16 protein-coding genes are annotated in these 18,854 nt (G+C 39.7%); 7 read left to right on the top strand and 9 right to left on the bottom strand.

Going from position 1 to position 18,854, the window contains the following annotated elements; all coding sequences use genetic code 11:
- Nucleotides 1–4 precede the first annotated feature (4 nt).
- From RMA94_RS08945 to betI, 7 genes are all read right to left on the bottom strand, one after another.
- A complete protein-coding gene (locus tag RMA94_RS08945; RefSeq protein ID WP_311082609.1) occupies nt 5–1,339 on the bottom strand; it encodes a basic amino acid/polyamine antiporter in 1,335 nt (444 codons plus the stop codon).
- Nucleotides 1,340–1,344: 5 nt separating this feature from the next.
- Nucleotides 1,345–2,223: a homocysteine S-methyltransferase family protein gene (locus tag RMA94_RS08950; RefSeq protein WP_130118744.1), complete on the bottom strand. Its 879-nt coding sequence runs from the start codon at nt 2,221–2,223 to the stop codon at nt 1,345–1,347.
- 216 nt (nt 2,224–2,439) lie between these two features.
- Entirely contained in the window at nt 2,440–2,910 is a 471-nt protein-coding gene (locus RMA94_RS08955) for a hypothetical protein (protein ID WP_311082611.1), read from the bottom strand.
- Between the two features lie 91 nt (nt 2,911–3,001).
- On the bottom strand, nt 3,002–4,642 hold the full coding sequence (gene mqo, locus RMA94_RS08960) for a malate dehydrogenase (quinone) (RefSeq protein WP_069037285.1): 1,641 nt from the start codon (nt 4,640–4,642) through the stop codon (nt 3,002–3,004).
- Between the two features lie 510 nt (nt 4,643–5,152).
- Nucleotides 5,153–6,811, bottom strand: a complete 1,659-nt coding sequence (gene betA / locus RMA94_RS08965) for a choline dehydrogenase (protein ID WP_202732861.1) — start codon at nt 6,809–6,811, stop codon at nt 5,153–5,155.
- 95 nt (nt 6,812–6,906) lie between these two features.
- The gene (betB, locus tag RMA94_RS08970; protein WP_032052489.1) at nt 6,907–8,379 is read right to left on the bottom strand and encodes a betaine-aldehyde dehydrogenase; all 1,473 of its coding nucleotides are present in this window, start codon (nt 8,377–8,379) and stop codon (nt 6,907–6,909) included.
- On the bottom strand, nt 8,372–8,995 hold the full coding sequence (gene betI, locus RMA94_RS08975) for a transcriptional regulator BetI (RefSeq protein ID WP_005070763.1): 624 nt from the start codon (nt 8,993–8,995) through the stop codon (nt 8,372–8,374). Before betI ends, betB begins: the two co-directional genes overlap by 8 nt.
- 264 nt (nt 8,996–9,259) lie before the next feature.
- Here betI and RMA94_RS08980 point away from each other — a divergent pair, with 264 nt between their 5' ends.
- The 4 genes from RMA94_RS08980 to RMA94_RS08995 all read left to right on the top strand — a co-directional run bounded on the left by RMA94_RS08980 (nt 9,260) and on the right by RMA94_RS08995 (nt 14,462).
- Complete coding sequence (locus RMA94_RS08980) at nt 9,260–10,882, top strand: BCCT family transporter (protein ID WP_311082614.1); 1,623 nt, start codon at nt 9,260–9,262, stop codon at nt 10,880–10,882.
- A gap of 121 nt (nt 10,883–11,003) precedes the next feature.
- A complete protein-coding gene (locus RMA94_RS08985; protein WP_032063618.1) occupies nt 11,004–13,070 on the top strand; it encodes a choline transporter in 2,067 nt (688 codons plus the stop codon).
- A gap of 11 nt (nt 13,071–13,081) precedes the next feature.
- Nucleotides 13,082–13,696: a MarC family protein gene (locus RMA94_RS08990; protein WP_002117499.1), complete on the top strand. Its 615-nt coding sequence runs from the start codon at nt 13,082–13,084 to the stop codon at nt 13,694–13,696.
- A 250-nt stretch (nt 13,697–13,946) separates the two neighbouring features.
- Nucleotides 13,947–14,462 (top strand): acyl-CoA thioesterase, encoded by a 516-nt coding sequence (locus tag RMA94_RS08995; protein WP_005070756.1) that lies wholly within the window; start codon nt 13,947–13,949, stop codon nt 14,460–14,462.
- 127 nt (nt 14,463–14,589) lie between these two features.
- Here the strand turns inward: RMA94_RS08995 and RMA94_RS09000 are convergent, their stop codons facing one another.
- Complete coding sequence (locus tag RMA94_RS09000; RefSeq protein WP_032005829.1) at nt 14,590–14,790, bottom strand: hypothetical protein; 201 nt, start codon at nt 14,788–14,790, stop codon at nt 14,590–14,592.
- Nucleotides 14,791–15,290: 500 nt separating this feature from the next.
- Between RMA94_RS09000 and RMA94_RS09005 the strand changes: the two genes are divergently transcribed.
- On the top strand, nt 15,291–16,289 hold the full coding sequence (locus RMA94_RS09005; RefSeq protein ID WP_262441939.1) for a GTP-binding protein: 999 nt from the start codon (nt 15,291–15,293) through the stop codon (nt 16,287–16,289).
- Between the two features lie 45 nt (nt 16,290–16,334).
- On the opposite strand, the gene dctA is transcribed toward RMA94_RS09005, so the two are convergent.
- On the bottom strand, nt 16,335–17,597 hold the full coding sequence (gene dctA / locus RMA94_RS09010) for a C4-dicarboxylate transporter DctA (RefSeq protein ID WP_063098292.1): 1,263 nt from the start codon (nt 17,595–17,597) through the stop codon (nt 16,335–16,337).
- Between the two features lie 189 nt (nt 17,598–17,786).
- On the opposite strand from dctA, the gene RMA94_RS09015 reads away from it, so the two are divergent.
- Complete coding sequence (locus RMA94_RS09015; protein ID WP_039757051.1) at nt 17,787–18,317, top strand: YaeQ family protein; 531 nt, start codon at nt 17,787–17,789, stop codon at nt 18,315–18,317.
- 87 nt (nt 18,318–18,404) lie between these two features.
- Nucleotides 18,405–18,743, top strand: coding sequence for an FKBP-type peptidyl-prolyl cis-trans isomerase (locus RMA94_RS09020; protein ID WP_002117532.1), 339 nt, complete (start codon nt 18,405–18,407; stop codon nt 18,741–18,743).
- Nucleotides 18,744–18,854 lie beyond the last annotated feature (111 nt).

Consider the following 18,854-nt stretch of genomic DNA (forward strand, 5'->3'; position numbering starts at 1 on the left):
ATAATTAATTTAACTGATTTTGTTTGAGCGATTTTTTATGCTCAAAGTAGCTGATTGAAAAAATAACCAAGCCGACCAAATACAACACACCAGACAACAGAAGTAAGTCTAGTCCTGCGGCATAGAGCAACCAAAGCGCATAGATTGAAGCGATACTTGCAATCGCAATATGCGGCATGCGTTTATGGCGAATGGATTCTTTAAGATAAAACGCCGAAACCAGAAAATAAGGCAGCAAAATCATGACCGATGAAATCAATAAAAGCTGAGTGTAGTTTTTATTGAAAAAATACACGGCAATGAGTGAGCCTTGTACCACAAGCGTCGTCAGCCAAAGTGATGAGATTGGTACATTATTTTGATTATTCTTTAAAAATAATTTCGGGAAAGCACCATTTTTTGCAGCCAGAAATGGAATTTCAGTGGCAAATAACGTCCAGCTTAAATAAGACGATGCAACAGAAATAATCAGCCCGATAGTAATAATAATGGTACCCGGCAAGCCGATCAGTTGCTGCAAAATGGTCGCCATAGATGGGTTATGCATGCCTGCAAGCGCTTCACGACTCGCCACACCATAAGCCAATACTGTCACCATCACGTAAAAACTTAATGCCAGCAAAACACCTAAAATAGTTGCTTTACCAATATCATGACGTTTTTTTGCACGCGATGATAAAACTACAGCACCTTCAATACCGGTAAATACCCAAAGGGTAATCAACATCAGGTCTTTCACTTGCTGCCAAAGTGGAACTTGCAAAGAAAAGTCATGTAAGTTGAGTTTGAATAGATCAAACTTAAAGGCAATGAAGGTAAAGAAGATGAAAACCACCATTGGAATAATTTTGGCAATGGTTGCCAGTAAATTCACAATCGCCGCTTCTTTAATGCCTCGACTCACTAACCAGTGCACCAGCCATACAAAAATGCTTGAGCCAATCAGTGAATAGAGCGTATTACCTTCACCAAAAATAATATGGTCTTTGCTGTCGGTAAACATGCCCACGCCTGAAAAGGCAATGACTACATAGCCGACAATACCAATGGTAGTACACAACCAATAGCCCCACGCCGAGCAAAACCCGATCAGGTCTCCAAAGCCTTCGCGTGCATAGTTATAAATACCGCCGTCAAGGTCTGGTCGTTGACGCGTTAAATGCAACAACGAGAGGGCCAAGAAAATAATACCGACCCCAGTAATGAGCCATGCGACTAGAAGGGCAGAGCCGTTGGCGACTTGAGCCATGTTTTGGGGAAGGCTAAAAACGCCTGACCCCACCATAGAACTAAAGACCAGCGCTGTAAGAGACAATAATCCGATTTTGGCAGCAGACATGGTATTTATTCTTTAAAAAATTTTGAAAGTTCAGCAATGTGTTCTGGTCCAATACCGCAGCAACCGCCCACTAAACTTGCACCTGCTTGTTGCCATTGCTTGGCAAAACCTAGATAAGCTGGAGCATCTAAGTCTTTACGAATTTCATCCAGACCATCGTTGGCAGTAGCGCTTTCATCTTGTGGTGGGAAAGCATTGGCATAAGCACCAATCTGCACAGACTCTGGAATAAGTCCTTTAATTTCATTAATTGCTTGCAAGATCACTTCAGGTTGGCAGCAGTTAAACAACACTGCTTTGGCATTTGATTGTTTGATGAACTCAGCCACTTGCTGCATATTTTCACCAGAACGAAGGAGGGCTTGTTCTTGTTTAATCTCATCTTGCAGCGTAAATGACACCCAATAGTCCTTACCATCTTGTGGTAATAGCGCATGAACTGTTTCGACTTCTTTTAAGCACGATTGGGTTTCAGCGAGCCAGAAATCTACTTCTGGTGCCAATGTGTTAATGATCGGCTCAGCAAGGCTTTTAGCTTGTTCAGGTTGGAACAGGTCAGCACGATAAGAACCAAATAACGGTGGTAAGCAGCCTGCGATTTTGACATTTTTGCCGCTTTCTTTAACTGCATTTTTTGCTTGTTCAATAGCAACTTTAATTAAACGCACGCCGTCAGTTTCAAAGCGTTCTTGTCCAATATGAAAAGGCACAACAGCGTAGTTGTTAGTCGTAATGACTTCTGAGCCAGCATTAATAAAATCGAGATGTACTTCTTTTACTGTTTCTGGTGCTTCAATGAGTGCAAGCGCAGACCACTCTGGTTGACGAAACGGAGCGCCACGACGGGCCAATTCACGGCCTAAACCGCCATCTAAAATTTTCATAAATTACAACGTAAAGGGAGAAAAATAATTCAGCTAATCTAGCGTGTAGATGGATCGTATTCAATCGCGAATATGCTCGATATATTTCTAAATAAATTAGATTGTTATGAATATTTTTTCTTAAAAGGAATTCTGTAGATCATGTTCAGTTTTACTGATGAACTTCATGTGAAAAAGATTACGTATTTATTTGAAAATATAGACTAAAAAATAATCTTATAACGCGCCATATTGTTGCCAATTTTCGCCAGTGTGCTGCGTTCTATAATACGCTTTAAGCTGTTCAAGCTGCATAAAGTGTATGCCTGACCAAATTAATAAACTGATGAATATTAAAACTTTAGATAAGCGACGAACTTTTTCTAGGCGAGCAAAAGCTAACAGTACAAAAAATAAGGCAGGTAAAAATATAAAGAATTGAACAGGGGAGAAAAATAAATGAGCAGTACTGAAATATAACGCTACTGCACCCATCAGCAGATTTAAAACAGAACATAGCTTTTGATATTTACCGAGCTTAAGTGCATAAGCCGTTATGGCAAGTAACACTGCTGAGCTGATGTAAATTGCTGTGCCGCCAATCATCCACATATAAAAACCGCTTACCAAAAGATAAGCCAGCAGTAAAACAAGCACGAACTTAAAACCAAATGACAAGAGGCGAGGTGATGATTTTAAAGGCTTCATAGTGAATCTAAATATCTCAACTGAGGTCTTAAAAAACAAAAGGACGAATCGAAATTCATCCTTTTGGAATTTTACTTATACATCGTCAAACTTAGTTTGCTTTTGCAACTGGGGCAGCAGCAGTTTCATCGTTTGCAGCTTTGAACGGAGATGTATAGTTCAAGCCAAGCGTAGAACTTGTGTATTGACGAACTTTGTCGAGTAACACAGGATCTTTGCTTAAGTCTTGTTTATAAGAAACCACAATTTCATGAAGCTTCTGATTCCACTTACCTTCAGTTTGCTCAGGGAAAGCTTTTTCAAGCAAGTTAAGCATGATGTAAGGAGAAGTCGAAGCACCAGGAGATGCACCTAACAATGCAGTTACAGCACCATCTTTAGAAGCAAAGATTTCTGTACCGAATTGAAGTGTTGCTGGTTTACCTGGTTCTTTTTTGATGATCTGAACACGTTGACCACCTTGGCTTAAACGCCAGTCTTCAGCTTTCGCATCTGGGTAGTATTTACGAAGTTCATTGAGACGGTCTTCATCTGACATCATAACTTGGCTGACCAAGTATTTAACAAGATCAAGGTTTTCCAAGCCAACAGTCGTCATTGGTAAAACGTTGTTTTTGTTGGTAGATGCAAGTAAATCAAGCTGAGAACCATTTTTCAGGAACTTGTTTGAATAGGTTGCAAATGGGCCAAACAATACATATTTTTTACCGTCGATATAACGTGTATCAATATGTGGTACAGACATTGGAGGCGCACCAAGTTCAGCACGGCCATATACTTTCGCTGTGTGTTCAGCAGTAATTTTGGGGTTGTCAGTAATTAAGAACTCACCACCAACAGGGAAGCCAGCATATTGTTTAGCTTCTGGTAAACCGGTAAGTTGCAATAATTTAACTGCTGCACCACCTGCACCGATAAATACAAAACGTGTTTTAACGTGATCTACTTTACCAGTTTTCAAATTTTTGAAAGACACAGTCCAAGTTTTGTCATCATTTTGGCTGATGCCAGTCACTTCAGTTGATGTCTGTAATTTGAAATTCGGGTTTTGATTTAAATGACCCACTAATTGTTTAGTGATTGAACCATAGTTTACGTCAGAGCCAACATCCATACGGGTCGCGGCAACTTTTTGACTTGGATCACGGTCATTCATGACTAAAGGTGCCCATTGTTTAATAACAGCAGGGTCTTCAGTAAATTTCATACCTTTGAACAACGGGCTTTGAATCATGGCAGCATAACGTTTTTCTAAGAATTGAACGTTATCGCCCCAAACGAAAGCAATATGCGGAACTGGATTAATGAATGATTTCGGTTCAGCTAAAACGCCTTGTTTTACCTGATATGACCAGAACTGTTTAGCAACTTCAAATTGAGAAGCAACTTTTTCAGCTTTGGCAATTTCCATCTTACCGTTTTTCTCTTCGGTATAGTTCATTTCCATAAAGCCAGAGTGGCCTGTTCCGGCATTGTTAAAGCCGTTTGAACTTTCTTGAGCAACTTGGTCAAGACGTTCGTACATACGAATTTGCCAGTTTGGTTCAAGCTCAGTGAAATAAGTACCGAGAGTGGCACTCATGATGCCGCCGCCAACAAGAACAGCATCAACAACTGGCTCATCTTTTGCAGTTTCAACTTGTTTTGACGTTGTTGGTCTAAACAAGAATGCAATACCTGCAATTAGAATAAGAATGATTAATACCAGAAGGTATTTCAAAAACTTTTTCATGTAAGGGGGACCTTAAAATAAGTTATTTGAGTCACTTAAGGTGTGAGGAAACCTAGACAGCGTATCCAGACAAAACGGATATAAATGCGAAAGTAAATTCTCAAAATTAGAGAACTTCGAAAAAAATAAAAATTACTTGGGATTATCGCAAACACTCTATATTTTAGACTAATTTTGCATTGACAAGACAATTTTTATAATAAATGGGGTTCATCAAAATCATAAATATGATTTATATTTAATCAAATTGAGCTTTAAAAAGATAATTTAAGCTAATTATTTTTATTTAAATATTTGAAATTAAATTAATAATTTTAATTTGATTAAAGTTAAATCATTTGAAGAATATTTGCCTATAAAAATCGATTAATTTTTATTTCGTACCCTATTTATGTAAATAAGCTCTTCGCAGGCGCTCATTTTCTGTCATACATCGTTCTTATTAATATTGGTTCTATAAAGATTAAATTAAGGGCATATCTCTGCATAAGAAATATGCCCTTTCAGATTTTATGATGCTACATAGAACGGTGCAGTTGAACGTGGTAACGCTTCACGTCCACGAATTTGGTCTGCAATTTTCTCGGCAATCATAATGGTGGTTGCATTTAAGTTACCAGTAATGATTAGTGGCATGATTGAGGCATCAACTACACGTAAACCACACATACCGTGGACGCGACCTTGACCATCTACCACAGCCATTTCATCTTCACCCATCTTACAACTACAAGACGGATGGTAAGCTGTTTCTGCATGGTTACGAACAAAGTCATCAAGCTCTGCATCGGTTTGCAAATGTTTACCTGGGCTAATTTCATCACCACGATATGGATCAAGCGCAGGTTGCTGCATGATTTCACGAGTAATACGAATTGCATCGCGGAACTCGCGCCAGTCTTGCTCAGTCGACATGTAGTTAAACAAGATACTTGGATGCTCAAACGGATCCTTCGATTTAAGTTTGATACGACCGCGTGAAGGCGAACGCATTGAACCGACGTGAGCTTGGAAACCATGTTCTTTCACTGCATTACTACCGTTGTAGTTAATGGCAACTGGCAAGAAATGGTACTGGATATTTGGCCATGTAAACTCATCCGAACTACGGATAAATCCGCCTGCTTCAAACTGGTTACTTGCACCAATACCTGTACCGTTAAATAACCACTCGGCACCAATCGCAGGTTGGTTATACCATTTCAAGGCAGGGTATAAAGAAACGGGTTGTTTACATTTATATTGTAAGTACATTTCTAGATGGTCTTGCAGGTTTTCACCTACGCCCGGCAAATCATGAACCACATCGATATCCATTGATTTTAAGAAGGTACTTTGACCCACACCTGAGCGCTGTAAAATTTGCGGTGACGCAATTGCACCTGCGCACAGTAATACTTCGCGTTTAACCAATGCACGTTGTAAGTTGTTTTGGTCAGCGCCAATAATATATTCAACACCAATTGCTTGTTTTTGATTAAACAAGATTTTGTTGGTCGTCGCATGAGTCAAAATAGTCAGGTTTGGACGACCTTTTGCCATATCTAAATAGCCACGTGCAGTGCTTGAACGCCGACCTTTAGGCGTAACCGTGCGGTCCATTGGACCAAAGCCTTCTTGTTGGTAACCATTTAAGTCATCAGTACGAGGGTAACCGGCTTGTACACCAGCTTCAACCATGGCATGGAACAACACATTGTTGCCATTTTTAGGAGTAGCAACGGACACAGGACCATTGCCGCCATGGTAGTCATTTTCACCAATGTCACGGGTTTCGGCTTTTTTGTAGTATGGCAAACAGTCGGCATAAGACCAGTTTTCAAGGCCTTTATGTGTTGCCCATTGTTCTAAATCCATTGCATTACCGCGGATATAGCACATGCCGTTAATTAAAGATGAACCACCTAAACCTTTACCACGACCACATTCCATACGGCGGTTATTCATGTGTGGCTCAGGATCGGTTAAATAAGCCCAGTTATAGCGACGGCCTTGAAGAGGGTAGGCCAAAGCTGCCGGCATTTGTGTACGGAAATCCAAGCGATAATCTGGTCCACCCGCTTCTAATAATAAAACGGTGGTATCTTTGTCTTCAGTAAGACGCGCAGCGAGTACATTTCCGGCAGATCCTGCGCCAATAATAATGTAATCATATTCTTTAATATTCATAACTATCCTTTTTTTACTAACAGTTTGCCTGAGCAATCTATAAAGACTGCTCGGCATATGTGATTTAGGTTGAAGTGTTTAAAGCGATGGAGGCATTAAAAAATGCTTTGATAATCGCCAAGTTCAACTTGAATAGATTTGATACGGGTATAGTGCCCAAGCGTAGTTAAGCCATTTTCGCGGCCTACACCAGATTGTTTATAGCCACCGACTGGCATCTCGGCAGGCGATTCACCCCACGTGTTAATCCAGCAAATACCGGCTTCAATTTGGTGAATAATACGATGAGCACGGCTTATGTCTTGAGTAACTACGCCGGCAGCTAAACCAAAGGTCGTGTCGTTAGCACGTTGAATCACTTCTTCTTCAGTTTCATAGCTTAAGATGCTCATGACAGGTCCAAAAATCTCTTCTTGAACAATAGCCATCTGGTCAGTGCAGTCGCTAAATACTGTAGGTAGTACATAAGCGCCTTTGGCAAGTTCGCCTTCTGTTGCGCGGCCACCGCCAATTAACACTTTAGCGCCTTGTTGTTTGCCTGACTCAATGAAAGACAACACTTTTTCCATGTGAGGGAAGCTAGTGAGTGGACCGAAGTTGGTGTCTTCAGCCATTGGGTCGCCAATGCGAATACGTTTTACACGCTCTACAACCGCTTTTTCAAAGTCGGCTAGAAGTGATTTTGGAACAAATACACGCGTACCGTTGGTACATACCTGACCTGAGCTAAAGAAGTTCGCCATGACTGCAATATCTGCTGCACGGTTCAGGTCGGCATCTTCACAAATAATCAGTGGAGATTTACCACCGAGTTCCATGGTCACTTCTTTAAGCGTAGAACCAGCGGCACTTGCCATGACTTTTTTGCCAGTTTCCACACCACCAGTGAATGAGATTTTTTCAATCACGGGATGTTCAGTCAGCCATTGTCCAATTTCACGGCCAGCACCTTGCACCACGTTAAATACGCCGTCTGGTAAGCCAGCTTCTGTATAGATTTCTGCAAGTTTAAATGCAGTAAGTGGGGTGGTTTCACTTGGCTTGAAAATCATGGCATTACCGGCAGCAAGAGCAGGGGCAGATTTCCATAAAGCAATTTGAATTGGATAGTTCCAAGCACCGATACCGGCAACTACGCCTAAAGGTTCACGGCGTGTATAAAAGAAACTTGATTCGCGAAGTGGAACTTGTTCACCTTGAATGGCTGTTGCAAGTCCTGCGTAGTATTCGAGTACATCTGCACCAGTCACGATGTCGACTGTAGATGTTTCGCTAAAAGCTTTACCTGTGTCGAGTGTTTCAAGACGGGCAAGCTCATCATTACGTTCACGAAGAATGTCGACAGCACGACGTAAAATACGTGAACGCTCCATGGCAGTCATGGCAGCCCAGATTTTTTGTCCTTGTTGGGCACTTTGTACAGCAGCTTCAATATCTTGTTCAGAAGCTTGTTGAAGAGTCGCGATTGTCTCGCCGTTGGCAGGGTTAATGCTATTAAATGTTTTACCACTGGTTGCTTTAACGTAGCGTCCATGGATATACAATTGATGAACTTGTACATCACTCATTTTGTCTCTCCTGCAAAGGCTTGTTCGCAAATTGCAATTGCGTTTGTACATAATCGTAAGCAATGGAACGAGCAAGATTGCTGTCAAATTCGTTATGACGGCTTAAACTGCCTCGTAACCATAATCCATCAATCAATGCTGCCAAACCTCTAGCGGCAACACTGGCCTGTTGTTCATCCATTAACTTAAGAAAATAAAACTTTAAGTTGGAATACAGGCGTTGATCATTAATCTTTTGCAAGCGGCTTAAGTCTGGTACATGCATACTTGCTGACCAAAAGTCCAACCAGACCCGCATTGCTTTTTCATTGACCTGACTAATGTCAAAGTTAGAGTCGATAATGGCCTTAATTTGGCTCTCTGGATGCGAATCTGCTTCTGCTCTGTACTGTTCGGTTTTACGACGCAGAACATTTAACATTTCTTGCATACAGGTATTTATCAACCCTTGTTTGTCGCCAAAATAATGGCTAACAATGCCGGTCGACAGCTCGGCTTTTTTTGCAATTTGTGCAATGGTGGTATTAGATAACCCCACTTCATAAATTACGTCGAGTGCAGCGTTCATGATTTCTTCACGTCGCACATGTTCTGGTTTTACTCTGCGTTTTGTCATGGTTGTCCACATCAGCACTTTTAGTGGTGCTTAAAATTCAACATGTTAACTTGCAGAGCATCATAGCACTTTTTTATCATACTTGTTATTGATTGAACGTTCAATCAATAACAAGTATGATATGTAAAAATCAATGAATTTTTGAACAAGCTTCTAAAAATAAAGAGGTGAAATCAAAGGTTCTTAAGGATAGGATGATGCGCATAAGTACATTACTTATCACGTTATTTTGAGAAAAATACACCGATTGCAAGGAGCAATAAGATGGTGTTGAAAAGTGATGGATATTCTTCAGACCATATTCGGTTAAATCGTTTCGTATTTTGGAGTTCAGCAATCAGTATCGGTATTTTTGGCCTACTTTTTGTGCTGTTTCCAGAAAAAAGTCAGTTTTGGCTGACCTATGTACAAGAGCAAGTAAATCACTTTTTTGGGTGGTATTACATGCTGGTTATTGTGCTGTGTCTGGGTTTTGTTGGTTGGCTCGCTTTTTCAAAAGTAGGGCAGATTCCTTTGGGAAAAGATGACGACAAACCAGAGTTTAGTTATTTAGCTTGGACTTCAATGCTGTTTTCGGCAGGGATTGGTATTGCGCTACTTTATTATGGTGTGGCCGAACCAGTTGACCATTTTTTAAGACCGCCAGAAGGTGAGGCAGGAACGATTCAGGCAGCCCGTAATGCGATGACTTATAGCTTTTTGCATTGGGGGATTCATGGCTGGGTGCTCTATGCATTGCTTGGAGTTACTTTAGGTTATTTTGCTTTCAGACAAAACTTGCCATTAGCACTGCGTTCAGCACTTTACCCAATTTTTGGAGAGCGAGTGCATGCCTTGGTGGGCGATTTTGTCGATGGCTTTGGAATTTTAGCGACAGTTATTTCCTTGGTTACCAACTTGGGAATCGGAGCGTTAGTGCTTGTATCGGGCATTTGTTATTTACTTCCGCAAATTCCGGATAACTCTGCGACTTTAATTACTGCCGTGCTCATCATGATGTTCGTTGCCACGATTACGACAGTGGTGGGTATTGAAAAAGGTTTGGCGTGGTTGTCGCGTATTAATTTACGTCTGCTATATGCCTTACTTTTATTTGTATTTTTAACGGGTCCGACAAACCATTTATTAAATGGTCTGGTACAAAATACGGGCGATTATCTCAATAATTTTATTGGTAAAAGTTTTGATATGTATTTGTACAATCAAAAAGCCAGTGGCTGGTTGGGTTCGTGGACTGTATTTTATTGGGCATGGTGGATTGCTTGGGCGCCTTTTGTCGGCATGTTTATTGCCCGCATTTCAAAAGGACGTACCATTCGTGAAGTAGTATTAGGTGTATGCTTGATTCCACTAGGCTTTACACTGGCTTGGATTTCAGTTTTTGGAAACACTGCAATTTATTTTATCTTGCAGCAAAAACAGAAAGTATTAGGTGATATGGTCTTAACTGATCCAGCATTATCTTTATTTAAATTACTCGAATATCTGCCGTTTAATCCGTACGTTGCAGGTATTGTTGTTGTAATTTGTTTCGTTTTATTTTTGACACCAGTTGGCTCTGGTACACTAATGATCGCTAATTTGTCCTCAAAAGGGGGCACCAATGATAGTGATTCACCGATCTGGTTACGCGTCTTTTGGTCTGTGGTAATTACCATTGTAAGTATTGGCTTGCTTTTAGCCGGTAGTTTTAACTCCATGCAAAGTGCTGTGGTGTTATGTGGTTTACCATTTTCAGTCATTATTTTGCTTTATATGTTTGGTTTAGCCAAAGCATTAAAGCAAGATGATTTTGACCCTCAATTAGTGAAAAAACAGTTAGCTGTTTCAAAAGACATTTCAGTCCCATCGAATTGTGACCAGAATAAAGTGACCGAGGTTTTATAACCTCAATCGATCACATCTATATATTATTTTTTTGCGTTTAAAGTCGTCTTTTCATTGTTTTAAATAAGAGTGAAAAGACGAAATTAAATATTTTGTTTTTATTTTATTCCTTGAGGATTGTATGGCAACAGATAATCCAAGAGCAGTTGATGATTTAACATTATCTAAATCTAAAAAAGACCCGCTCAACCGTGTGGTTTTTTATTTTTCAGCTGTACTTATTTTAATTTTTTCTCTCGTCACGTTTTTGTTCAACGATTTTGCAAATCGAGTCATGAATGCCGTGCTTCAGTGGGTAACTTCAACCTTTGGTTGGTATTATCTGCTGGCTGCAACACTATATATGGCCTTCGTGATTTTTATTGCCTGCTCAAGATATGGCAGTATCAAATTAGGACCTAAGCATTCAAAGCCTGAGTTTAGTTTACTCAGTTGGTCTGCCATGCTGTTCTCGGCTGGTATTGGTATCGACCTCATGTTCTTCTCGGTCGCTGAACCACTATCTCATTACATGCAACCTCCGGTCGGAGCAGGGCAAACCTATGAAGCAGCACGCCAAAGTATGGTTTGGACCTTATTCCACTATGGTTTAACTGGCTGGTGTATGTATGCCTTGATTGGTATGTCATTGGGATATTTCAGCTATCGTTATAATTTGCCGCTTACCATTCGTTCTGCACTTTATCCAATCTTTGGACAAAGAATTAATGGTGCGATTGGACATAGTGTTGATACAGCTGCCGTGATCGGGACAATTTTTGGTATTGCGACCACCTGCGGGATTGGAGTAGTACAGCTGAATTACGGCCTACATGTGTTATTGGGGTTACCAGAAAATATCTGGATGCAATTTATCCTGATTGCTGTTGCAGTGGGTATTAGTATTATTTCAGTGACATCCGGGGTCAATAAAGGCCTGCGGATTTTATCTGAAATTAATATTTATGTTTCGGTCGGTTTATTGCTGTTTATTTTATTCTTGGGAAATACCGAGTTTTTACTCAATGCCCTTGTCCAAAATATTGGTGACTATTTAACTCGTTTCCCTGCTTTAGCATTACAAAGTTTTGCTTTTGAACAGCCTAAAGAATGGATGAGTAGTTGGACTTTCTTCTTCTGGGCGTGGTGGATTGCTTGGTCTCCATTTGTAGGACTCTTTTTGGCACGTATCTCAAGAGGACGTACCATTCGTGAGTTTGTATGCGGTACCTTGATTATTCCACTTCTATTTACACTTACGTGGTTATCTATTTTTGGTAATAGTGCTCTGCACAGCGTTATTTTTGAAGGCAATCAAACCTTAGCAGCGACTGTGTTAGCAAATCCGGCTCATGGTTTTTATGACCTGTTAGCGCAATATCCGGGCTTTACCTTTATTGCTTCAATTGCCACTGTAACAGGGCTTTTGTTTTACGTGACTTCTGCCGATTCGGGAGCGCTGGTTTTAGGTAACTTCACCACTAAACTCACTAATATTGATAATGATGCTCCACGTTGGTTAAGCGTGTTTTGGGCAGTGGCGATTGGTTTACTCACGCTAGCCATGCTCATGACCAACGGCATTACCGCCTTGCAAAACGCAACTATTATTATGGGATTGCCGTTTAGTTTTGTGATGTTCCTTGTGATGGCAGGGCTTTATAAGTCGCTCAGACTTGAAGATTACAGGCATGCTAGTCTCAGTATGAATGCAGCGCCAGTGGTAGGGAACGTTGATATTCTGAACTGGAAACAGCGTTTAACTCGAGTTATGCATCATCCGGGAACCACTGAAACACAGCGCATGCTAGATACGGTGTGTTTGCCAGCTGTTCAGGCTGTTGCTGATGAGTTGATTAAGCAGGGCATGAATGTGGACGTGCAGCAAACCCCGCTTGAAGATGAAGATACGCTTTACCATTTAGATCTGACTATCCATTTGGAAGAAGAGCAAAACTTTGTTTATCAGATCTGGCCTGTACGCTATAGCGCGCCGAACTTCAGTCAGCGTGTAAAACGTGGCAAACAGTTCTATTTCCGACTTGAAACCTATCTTTATGACGGCTCGCAAGATAACGATCTGGTTGGCTATAGTAAAGAACAGGTCATTAACGATATTTTAGATAAATATGAAAGACATATGACGTTCTTACATATTAATCGTATTAGCCCCGGGAATCGTCCATTGTTCCCAGATCCACAAGCTTAAGAGGAAAATGCATGGCTTCTCCTTATCTACATTCTTTTGCTTTATTTTTCTCGTTGCTCAATCCATTTTTAATGAGCATTTATATGATTGGCCTGATCCGCCATTCAGAAGCCAAGGTGTTTAACAAAGCACTGATTCAGGGAAGTTTGATTGCTTTTGTCGTGTTCATGCTATTTGCATGGGGCGGCGAAACAATTTTTAGTAAATATCTGAATGTACGTTTTGAAGCCTTTCAGATTTTTGGAGGTCTTATCTTTTTGGTGATTGGCTACCGCTATGTGTTTCAGGGGGCCGATACCATTGGAGAAATGCGTGGTGCTCCAGAACATCTGGCTGGCACCATTGCCATGCCGTTTATGATCGGTCCAGGGACTATTAGCGCTGCGGTAGTCACAGGGATTGAAATGTCAATCGGTGAAGCAGCCCTAGTGATTGCTTTCACCTTGTTTTTAACTTGCAGTATTTTGATTTTGATGAAATTTTCACATGATCATTTACGCTATAAACATGCCAAACATATTGACCGCTATTTTGACATTGTCGGGCGTTTATCCGCTTTATTAATTGGTACGATCGCCATTGATATGATCATTAATGGTGTGACAGGCGTCATTAATAAAGTTTAGCAAGTCACTCATAACAACCTGCTATGCCATTGAACATGGAATAAAATGGCATAGCATCTTCTAAAAAATTCTAAGATAAATAAAACAGCTTTAAAAAATAACTTTAAAAATAGTGCCTTAAAAAATTAAATTTTAAAAAACAATCAAAGATATTAAAAAATACAATGCTATGTTGTGGATTTAAGCATGTTTTTTTTGTGAATTATCAACCATAATGTTGACTGAGCTTGTTTTAAGACAGAGTTGAGCTATGCCTACATTAGATGAAATGACCACAGCAACTGATGATCAGTCTGAATTGACGATGTCAGTTTTGATGACGCCTGATATGGCAAATTTTTCAGGTAATGTTCATGGTGGTACGATTCTAAAACTACTAGACCAGGTCGCTTATGCTTGCGCAAGTCGTTATTCGGGTGGCTACGTGGTGACTTTATCTGTAGATAAAGTAAATTTTAAAGAACCTATTTATGTAGGTGAGCTGGTGACCTTCTTGGCAAGTGTGAACCATGTAGGTCGTACTTCAATGGAAGTCGGAATCCGTGTTGAAGCCCAAAATATCCAGAAGCGGACAGTGCGCCATACCAATAGTTGTTATTTCACGATGGTTGCTGTTGATGAACAGGGCAAGCCATGTGAAGTACCTCAATTAAATCTCAATACAGAGTGGAAGCGTTGCCGCTTTGAAGCTGCTGAGCATCGTAAGGTTTTACGTCTGCAAGAAAACCACAACCCATCTTGTAGCATGTATAAGAAAACTTCTTAAAAAAGATTGAATTAAAAAAGGATCGAACCGCAGCATGGTTCGATCCTTTTCTTCTTTACCAAAATTCAGCGTCCATTTTTCATTTCAGTAAAATTATCTCTGAGCTTGGAGGAGAATGCTGAGAGAATTAACGAGTTGCAGGAGCAGCTTCAGAAGCAGAACCTACAGCATCAGATGCAGCATTTGCAGTGTTTGCTTGTTCTTGAGTTGAAACAACAACTTTTTCTTCACCAGCAGCGTTATGTGCTTGGTCGTGCTTAGAAGCAGCAAAAGTTGAAGCAGCAGTTAAAGCAAGTGTAGTAGCGAGTAAAGTTTTAGCTAATTTCATTTTATGGCATCCTTAAATTTCATTTAAAAATAAATTAAACCTAATCGTTCATACATACCTGAAACCTGTATGGCTGAATGACTAAGCTAGGACACATGCTAAGCCGAGGTTGGTATTACATCAATTAACTTAACAATCTATTACGGCTATCTTAACAATATGAAATATACGGGTCATTTATGTGAGCAATCTGTAAAATAAAGGGGCTTAAATACACCTTAAAATGTGAAAAAATATTTCTTATCGAGTAAAAAAAAGCCAACTCTGTTACGCAAACCTAACACTCTGGCATGAATTGTGAATATGCTTGAATAGGATATTTCGTTTGAATTGTAGATATTAAAAGTTAATTTAGATGATTGATGAGATGCCTGTCACAAATTGAGAGCTTTAGCCTGATAATTGAAAAGTATATCTTCAAAGTGAAAAATCATTTTCATGGGATTTAAACAGTGATATACCTTTCTTAGTTTTTTATACCTTGTTGATTTGAGCCGCTTGTGAAACTGATAGCCCCAAAAACTGTTCCCACCCATATTATTTCCGGTTTTTTAGGGGCAGGAAAAACCACGTTGTTACAGCATTTATTAAGCCAAAAGCCTAAAGATGAGGTGTGGGCTGTATTAATGAATGAGTTTGGGCAAATTGGAGTAGACCAACAACTCTTACCTCAAGATGAAGGATATGCAGTCAAAGAGCTATTAGGTGGTTGTTTATGTTGTAGCAGTCAATTGCCAATGCATATTGCTTTAGCCCGTCTATTGAGTGAACAAAAGCCAGATCGACTCTTTATTGAGCCGACTGGACTTGGACATCCTTCTCAGTTATTTGACCAACTGACTGAACCTCATTGGCAAAGTAGTTTAGCCATGCGAGCATTGATTACGGTGGTAGATGGCAGTCGTTTGCACGATACCAATTGGGTTAAACAAAACCTTTATGAAGATCAGTTAAAAGCTGCCCAGATTGTGGTGGTGTCACATAGCGATGTGATGACTTTTGAAGATGATCAGGCGCTTGAGCTATTAAAAGACGAATACCAACCTTATCACCAAGAGTGGATTAAAATTGAACATGGTCAGTTAGCGTTAAATAAAATTGATATAGCTGCTCGTTTAACCGAGCGATCTATACAACCTTTACTTAAACTTCAAAAACAAATGACTGAAACCGAGGTTAAGAAGGAAATTCAGCAATTACCTTATCATTATGTCGAGTCGGCACAAGGCTATATTGTGGCAGGTTGGAAATTACCTAAGCGCTGGAAATTCGAGTTTTATGCTTTGCTAGATTTATTATGTGCACAGCAAGACTGGCTTCGAATTAAGGGAATTTTTAACACAGATCAAGGGTGGAAAGTTTTTAACTTTAATCCTGATCAGTTTAATTATAAGTCTGGTGAAGAGGGCATTGATAATCGTATTGAAATCATTAGCGAGCATAACCATGATTGGTTGGCTTTTGAAACAGCTTTACTTGCCTGTCAGCTTGAAGAATAGAGAACATTAAACCAAAAGTAATTCAATGTTCTCTGAAGAGTGGGATTAAGGTTTGCTATCTAACACAGCTTTAGCTTGCGCATGGTCAATATCTTTTTCCCAGTGAGCAATCACTACGGTCGCGACACAGTTACCAATTAAGTTGGTACAGGCACGAATAATTCCGATAAACCAGTCGACTGAAAGTAGAAGCACTAAGCCAATTGCAGGGAGACTTGGTATCACTGAAAGCGTGGCTGCAAGAATAACTAAAGCCGAGCCGGGAATGCCGTGCGCCCCTTTAGATGTGATGAGTGAAACCAGCAAAATAGCCAGTAAGTCATGCATAGACAAATCAATATTGCAGGCCTGTGCAATAAAGATCACGCCTAAAGTTAAGTAAATTGAAAAGCCATCTAGATTAAATGAATAACCAGTTGGAATAACCAGACCGACAGTTGAATCTTTAATTCCCAAATTTTTGAGTTTTTTCATAATTTGAGGAAGAACAGAGTCAGAAGAAGCGGTACCTAAAACAATAGCGAGTTCATCTTTAAAATAGCCCACAAATTTGAAAATGTTGAGACCGGCAAGTTTTAAAATCGAACCTAAAACAATAACGACAAATAAAATGCAGGTTGCATAAAACAGTAAAACTAAATAACCCAATTGTAAGAGTGAATCTAAACCAAATTTAGCAGTGGTATAGGCGACTGAACCGAATACACCAATTGGAGCTAAACGAATAATGAGCCCCATAATTTTAAAGAAGACTTCTGAAAAAGCTTCAAGTGCTTGACGTACCAGCTCTGCTAAATGTTTAGGAATTAAAAGTAGGGAAACACCAAATAAAATAGCGATCAATAAAACCTGTAAAATATCGCCGTTTGCAAAAGCAGCAGTGAAAGTTTTTGGAATAATATTGAGTAGAAATTCCGAACCTGTATGCATCTCGTGGGCACGTTCGGTATAGGTACTTAAATCTTTTGCATCTAAATGGCTAATATCGATATTCATACCGACGCCCGGTTTAAATACATAGGCCACAATAATGCCTAAAATTAAGGCAATAGTAGTAACCACTTCAAAATAAAGAATGGTTTTTGCACCGACTTTGCCCATTTTTTTAATGTCGTTTGCACCATAGATTCCCAGTACAACAACACAAAACACAATTGGTGCAATAAGCATCTTAATTAAAGAAATAAAACCATCACCTAATGGCTTGAGAGATAGGGAGAAATCATGGAAACCGATTCCAACTGCAACTCCAAGGAATAGAGCACAAAGAACCTGTAAAAATAAACTACGCTTGAGCTTTAGCCACATAAGTCATCAATTTTAGCAAGAGGAAAATATATCTCTCTAAAGCAAAAAACCGGCCAACTATAACTTGAGGGGAGCGTTTTGGAAGAATATGCAAATTTCACATGACTATGCTTTAGATTGTTCAGTTTTTTTATAATTTCTTATCCAAAATCGAGTATCCTTAGCGCCAAATTTTGGGACATATTAATCATGGCGCTTAAAGCAACAATTTATAAGGCAGACTTGAATATTGCCAATATGGATGACCATATTTATGGTGATTATCAACTGACACTTGCCTTGCATCCCTCTGAGACTTTAGAACGCTTAATGGTTCGTTTGATGGCCTTTGCTCGTTTCGCAAGTGATGAGCTTGAGTTTACTAAAGACCTTTTTGAAACTGACGAGCCAGCGTTATGGCAAAAAGATTTAACGGGTCAGTTAGAAACATGGATTGAAGTTGGTTTGCCATCTGAAGATAAAGTCAAAAAAGCCAGTGCACGTTGTAAAACAGTGGCGATTGTTGTTTATGGCACACAAGTCGAAGACTGGTGGAAACGAAACAGTAAAATTAAAACGTTAAGTAACGTTCAGGTTTGGCAAATTGCCCCTCAAAGTACAGTAGAGCTAGAGCAACTGTGTGAACGTACGATGCAGCTACAATTAAATGTCATGGACAACGAGTGGACGCTTTTAGGTGAAAAGGGTCAAGCAAATGTTGTGTGGACACAGTTACAGTAACATAGAAAAGCGCAACAAATTCTACAGATTCAGTTGGTACACTAAGTACCAATTGCGATTTTAAAGATTCAGATTAAGGGGTAAACCATGTCAAATGAATTAGAAATTATCGATTTAAAAGTAGGTGAAGGCAAAGAAGCGGTTAAAGGTGCTTTGATTACAACTCACTACACAGGTTGGTTAGAAGACGGCACAAAATTTGATTCTTCAATTGACCGCGGTAATTATTTTGAATGCGTGATTGGAACAGGCCGTGTAATTAAAGGTTGGGACCAAGGCATTATGGGAATGAAAGTTGGCGGCAAGCGTAAACTCATCGTACCTGCTCATTTAGCTTATGGTGAGCGTAAAATGGGTAAGATTATTCCTGCTAATTCTAATTTAATTTTTGAAATTGAATTATTCGATGTCAAAACTCGTGACTAGTGAAAATTTAAAGCCCTTTAGGGGGCTTTCTTGTTTATATGAGCTTTAAATATAAATACATTATTAATTTATATTTTAGCTTTTTGAATATTTAAGATTATTTTCAGATTA

Source organism: Acinetobacter sp. V115_6 (assembly GCF_031799025.1).
GTDB classification, from domain to species: domain Bacteria; phylum Pseudomonadota; class Gammaproteobacteria; order Pseudomonadales; family Moraxellaceae; genus Acinetobacter; species Acinetobacter pittii.

Bases quoted from the DNA above. Each gene is read 5' to 3' on its own strand.
- RMA94_RS08945 (WP_311082609.1), bottom strand. From the start codon at position 1,339: ATGTCTGCTGCCAAAATCGGATTATTGTCTCTTACAGCGCTGGTCTTT.
- RMA94_RS08950 (WP_130118744.1), bottom strand. From the start codon at position 2,223: ATGAAAATTTTAGATGGCGGTTTAGGCCGTGAATTGGCCCGTCGTGGC.
- RMA94_RS08955 (WP_311082611.1), bottom strand. From the start codon at position 2,910: ATGAAGCCTTTAAAATCATCACCTCGCCTCTTGTCATTTGGTTTTAAG.
- mqo (WP_069037285.1), bottom strand. From the start codon at position 4,642: ATGAAAAAGTTTTTGAAATACCTTCTGGTATTAATCATTCTTATTCTA.
- betA (WP_202732861.1), bottom strand. From the start codon at position 6,811: ATGAATATTAAAGAATATGATTACATTATTATTGGCGCAGGATCTGCC.
- betB (WP_032052489.1), bottom strand. From the start codon at position 8,379: ATGAGTGATGTACAAGTTCATCAATTGTATATCCATGGACGCTACGTT.
- betI (WP_005070763.1), bottom strand. From the start codon at position 8,995: ATGACAAAACGCAGAGTAAAACCAGAACATGTGCGACGTGAAGAAATC.
- RMA94_RS08980 (WP_311082614.1), top strand. From the start codon at position 9,260: ATGGTGTTGAAAAGTGATGGATATTCTTCAGACCATATTCGGTTAAAT.
- RMA94_RS08985 (WP_032063618.1), top strand. From the start codon at position 11,004: ATGGCAACAGATAATCCAAGAGCAGTTGATGATTTAACATTATCTAAA.
- RMA94_RS08990 (WP_002117499.1), top strand. From the start codon at position 13,082: ATGGCTTCTCCTTATCTACATTCTTTTGCTTTATTTTTCTCGTTGCTC.
- RMA94_RS08995 (WP_005070756.1), top strand. From the start codon at position 13,947: ATGCCTACATTAGATGAAATGACCACAGCAACTGATGATCAGTCTGAA.
- RMA94_RS09000 (WP_032005829.1), bottom strand. From the start codon at position 14,790: ATGAAATTAGCTAAAACTTTACTCGCTACTACACTTGCTTTAACTGCT.
- dctA (WP_063098292.1), bottom strand. From the start codon at position 17,597: ATGTGGCTAAAGCTCAAGCGTAGTTTATTTTTACAGGTTCTTTGTGCT.
- RMA94_RS09015 (WP_039757051.1), top strand. From the start codon at position 17,787: ATGGCGCTTAAAGCAACAATTTATAAGGCAGACTTGAATATTGCCAAT.
- RMA94_RS09020 (WP_002117532.1), top strand. From the start codon at position 18,405: ATGTCAAATGAATTAGAAATTATCGATTTAAAAGTAGGTGAAGGCAAA.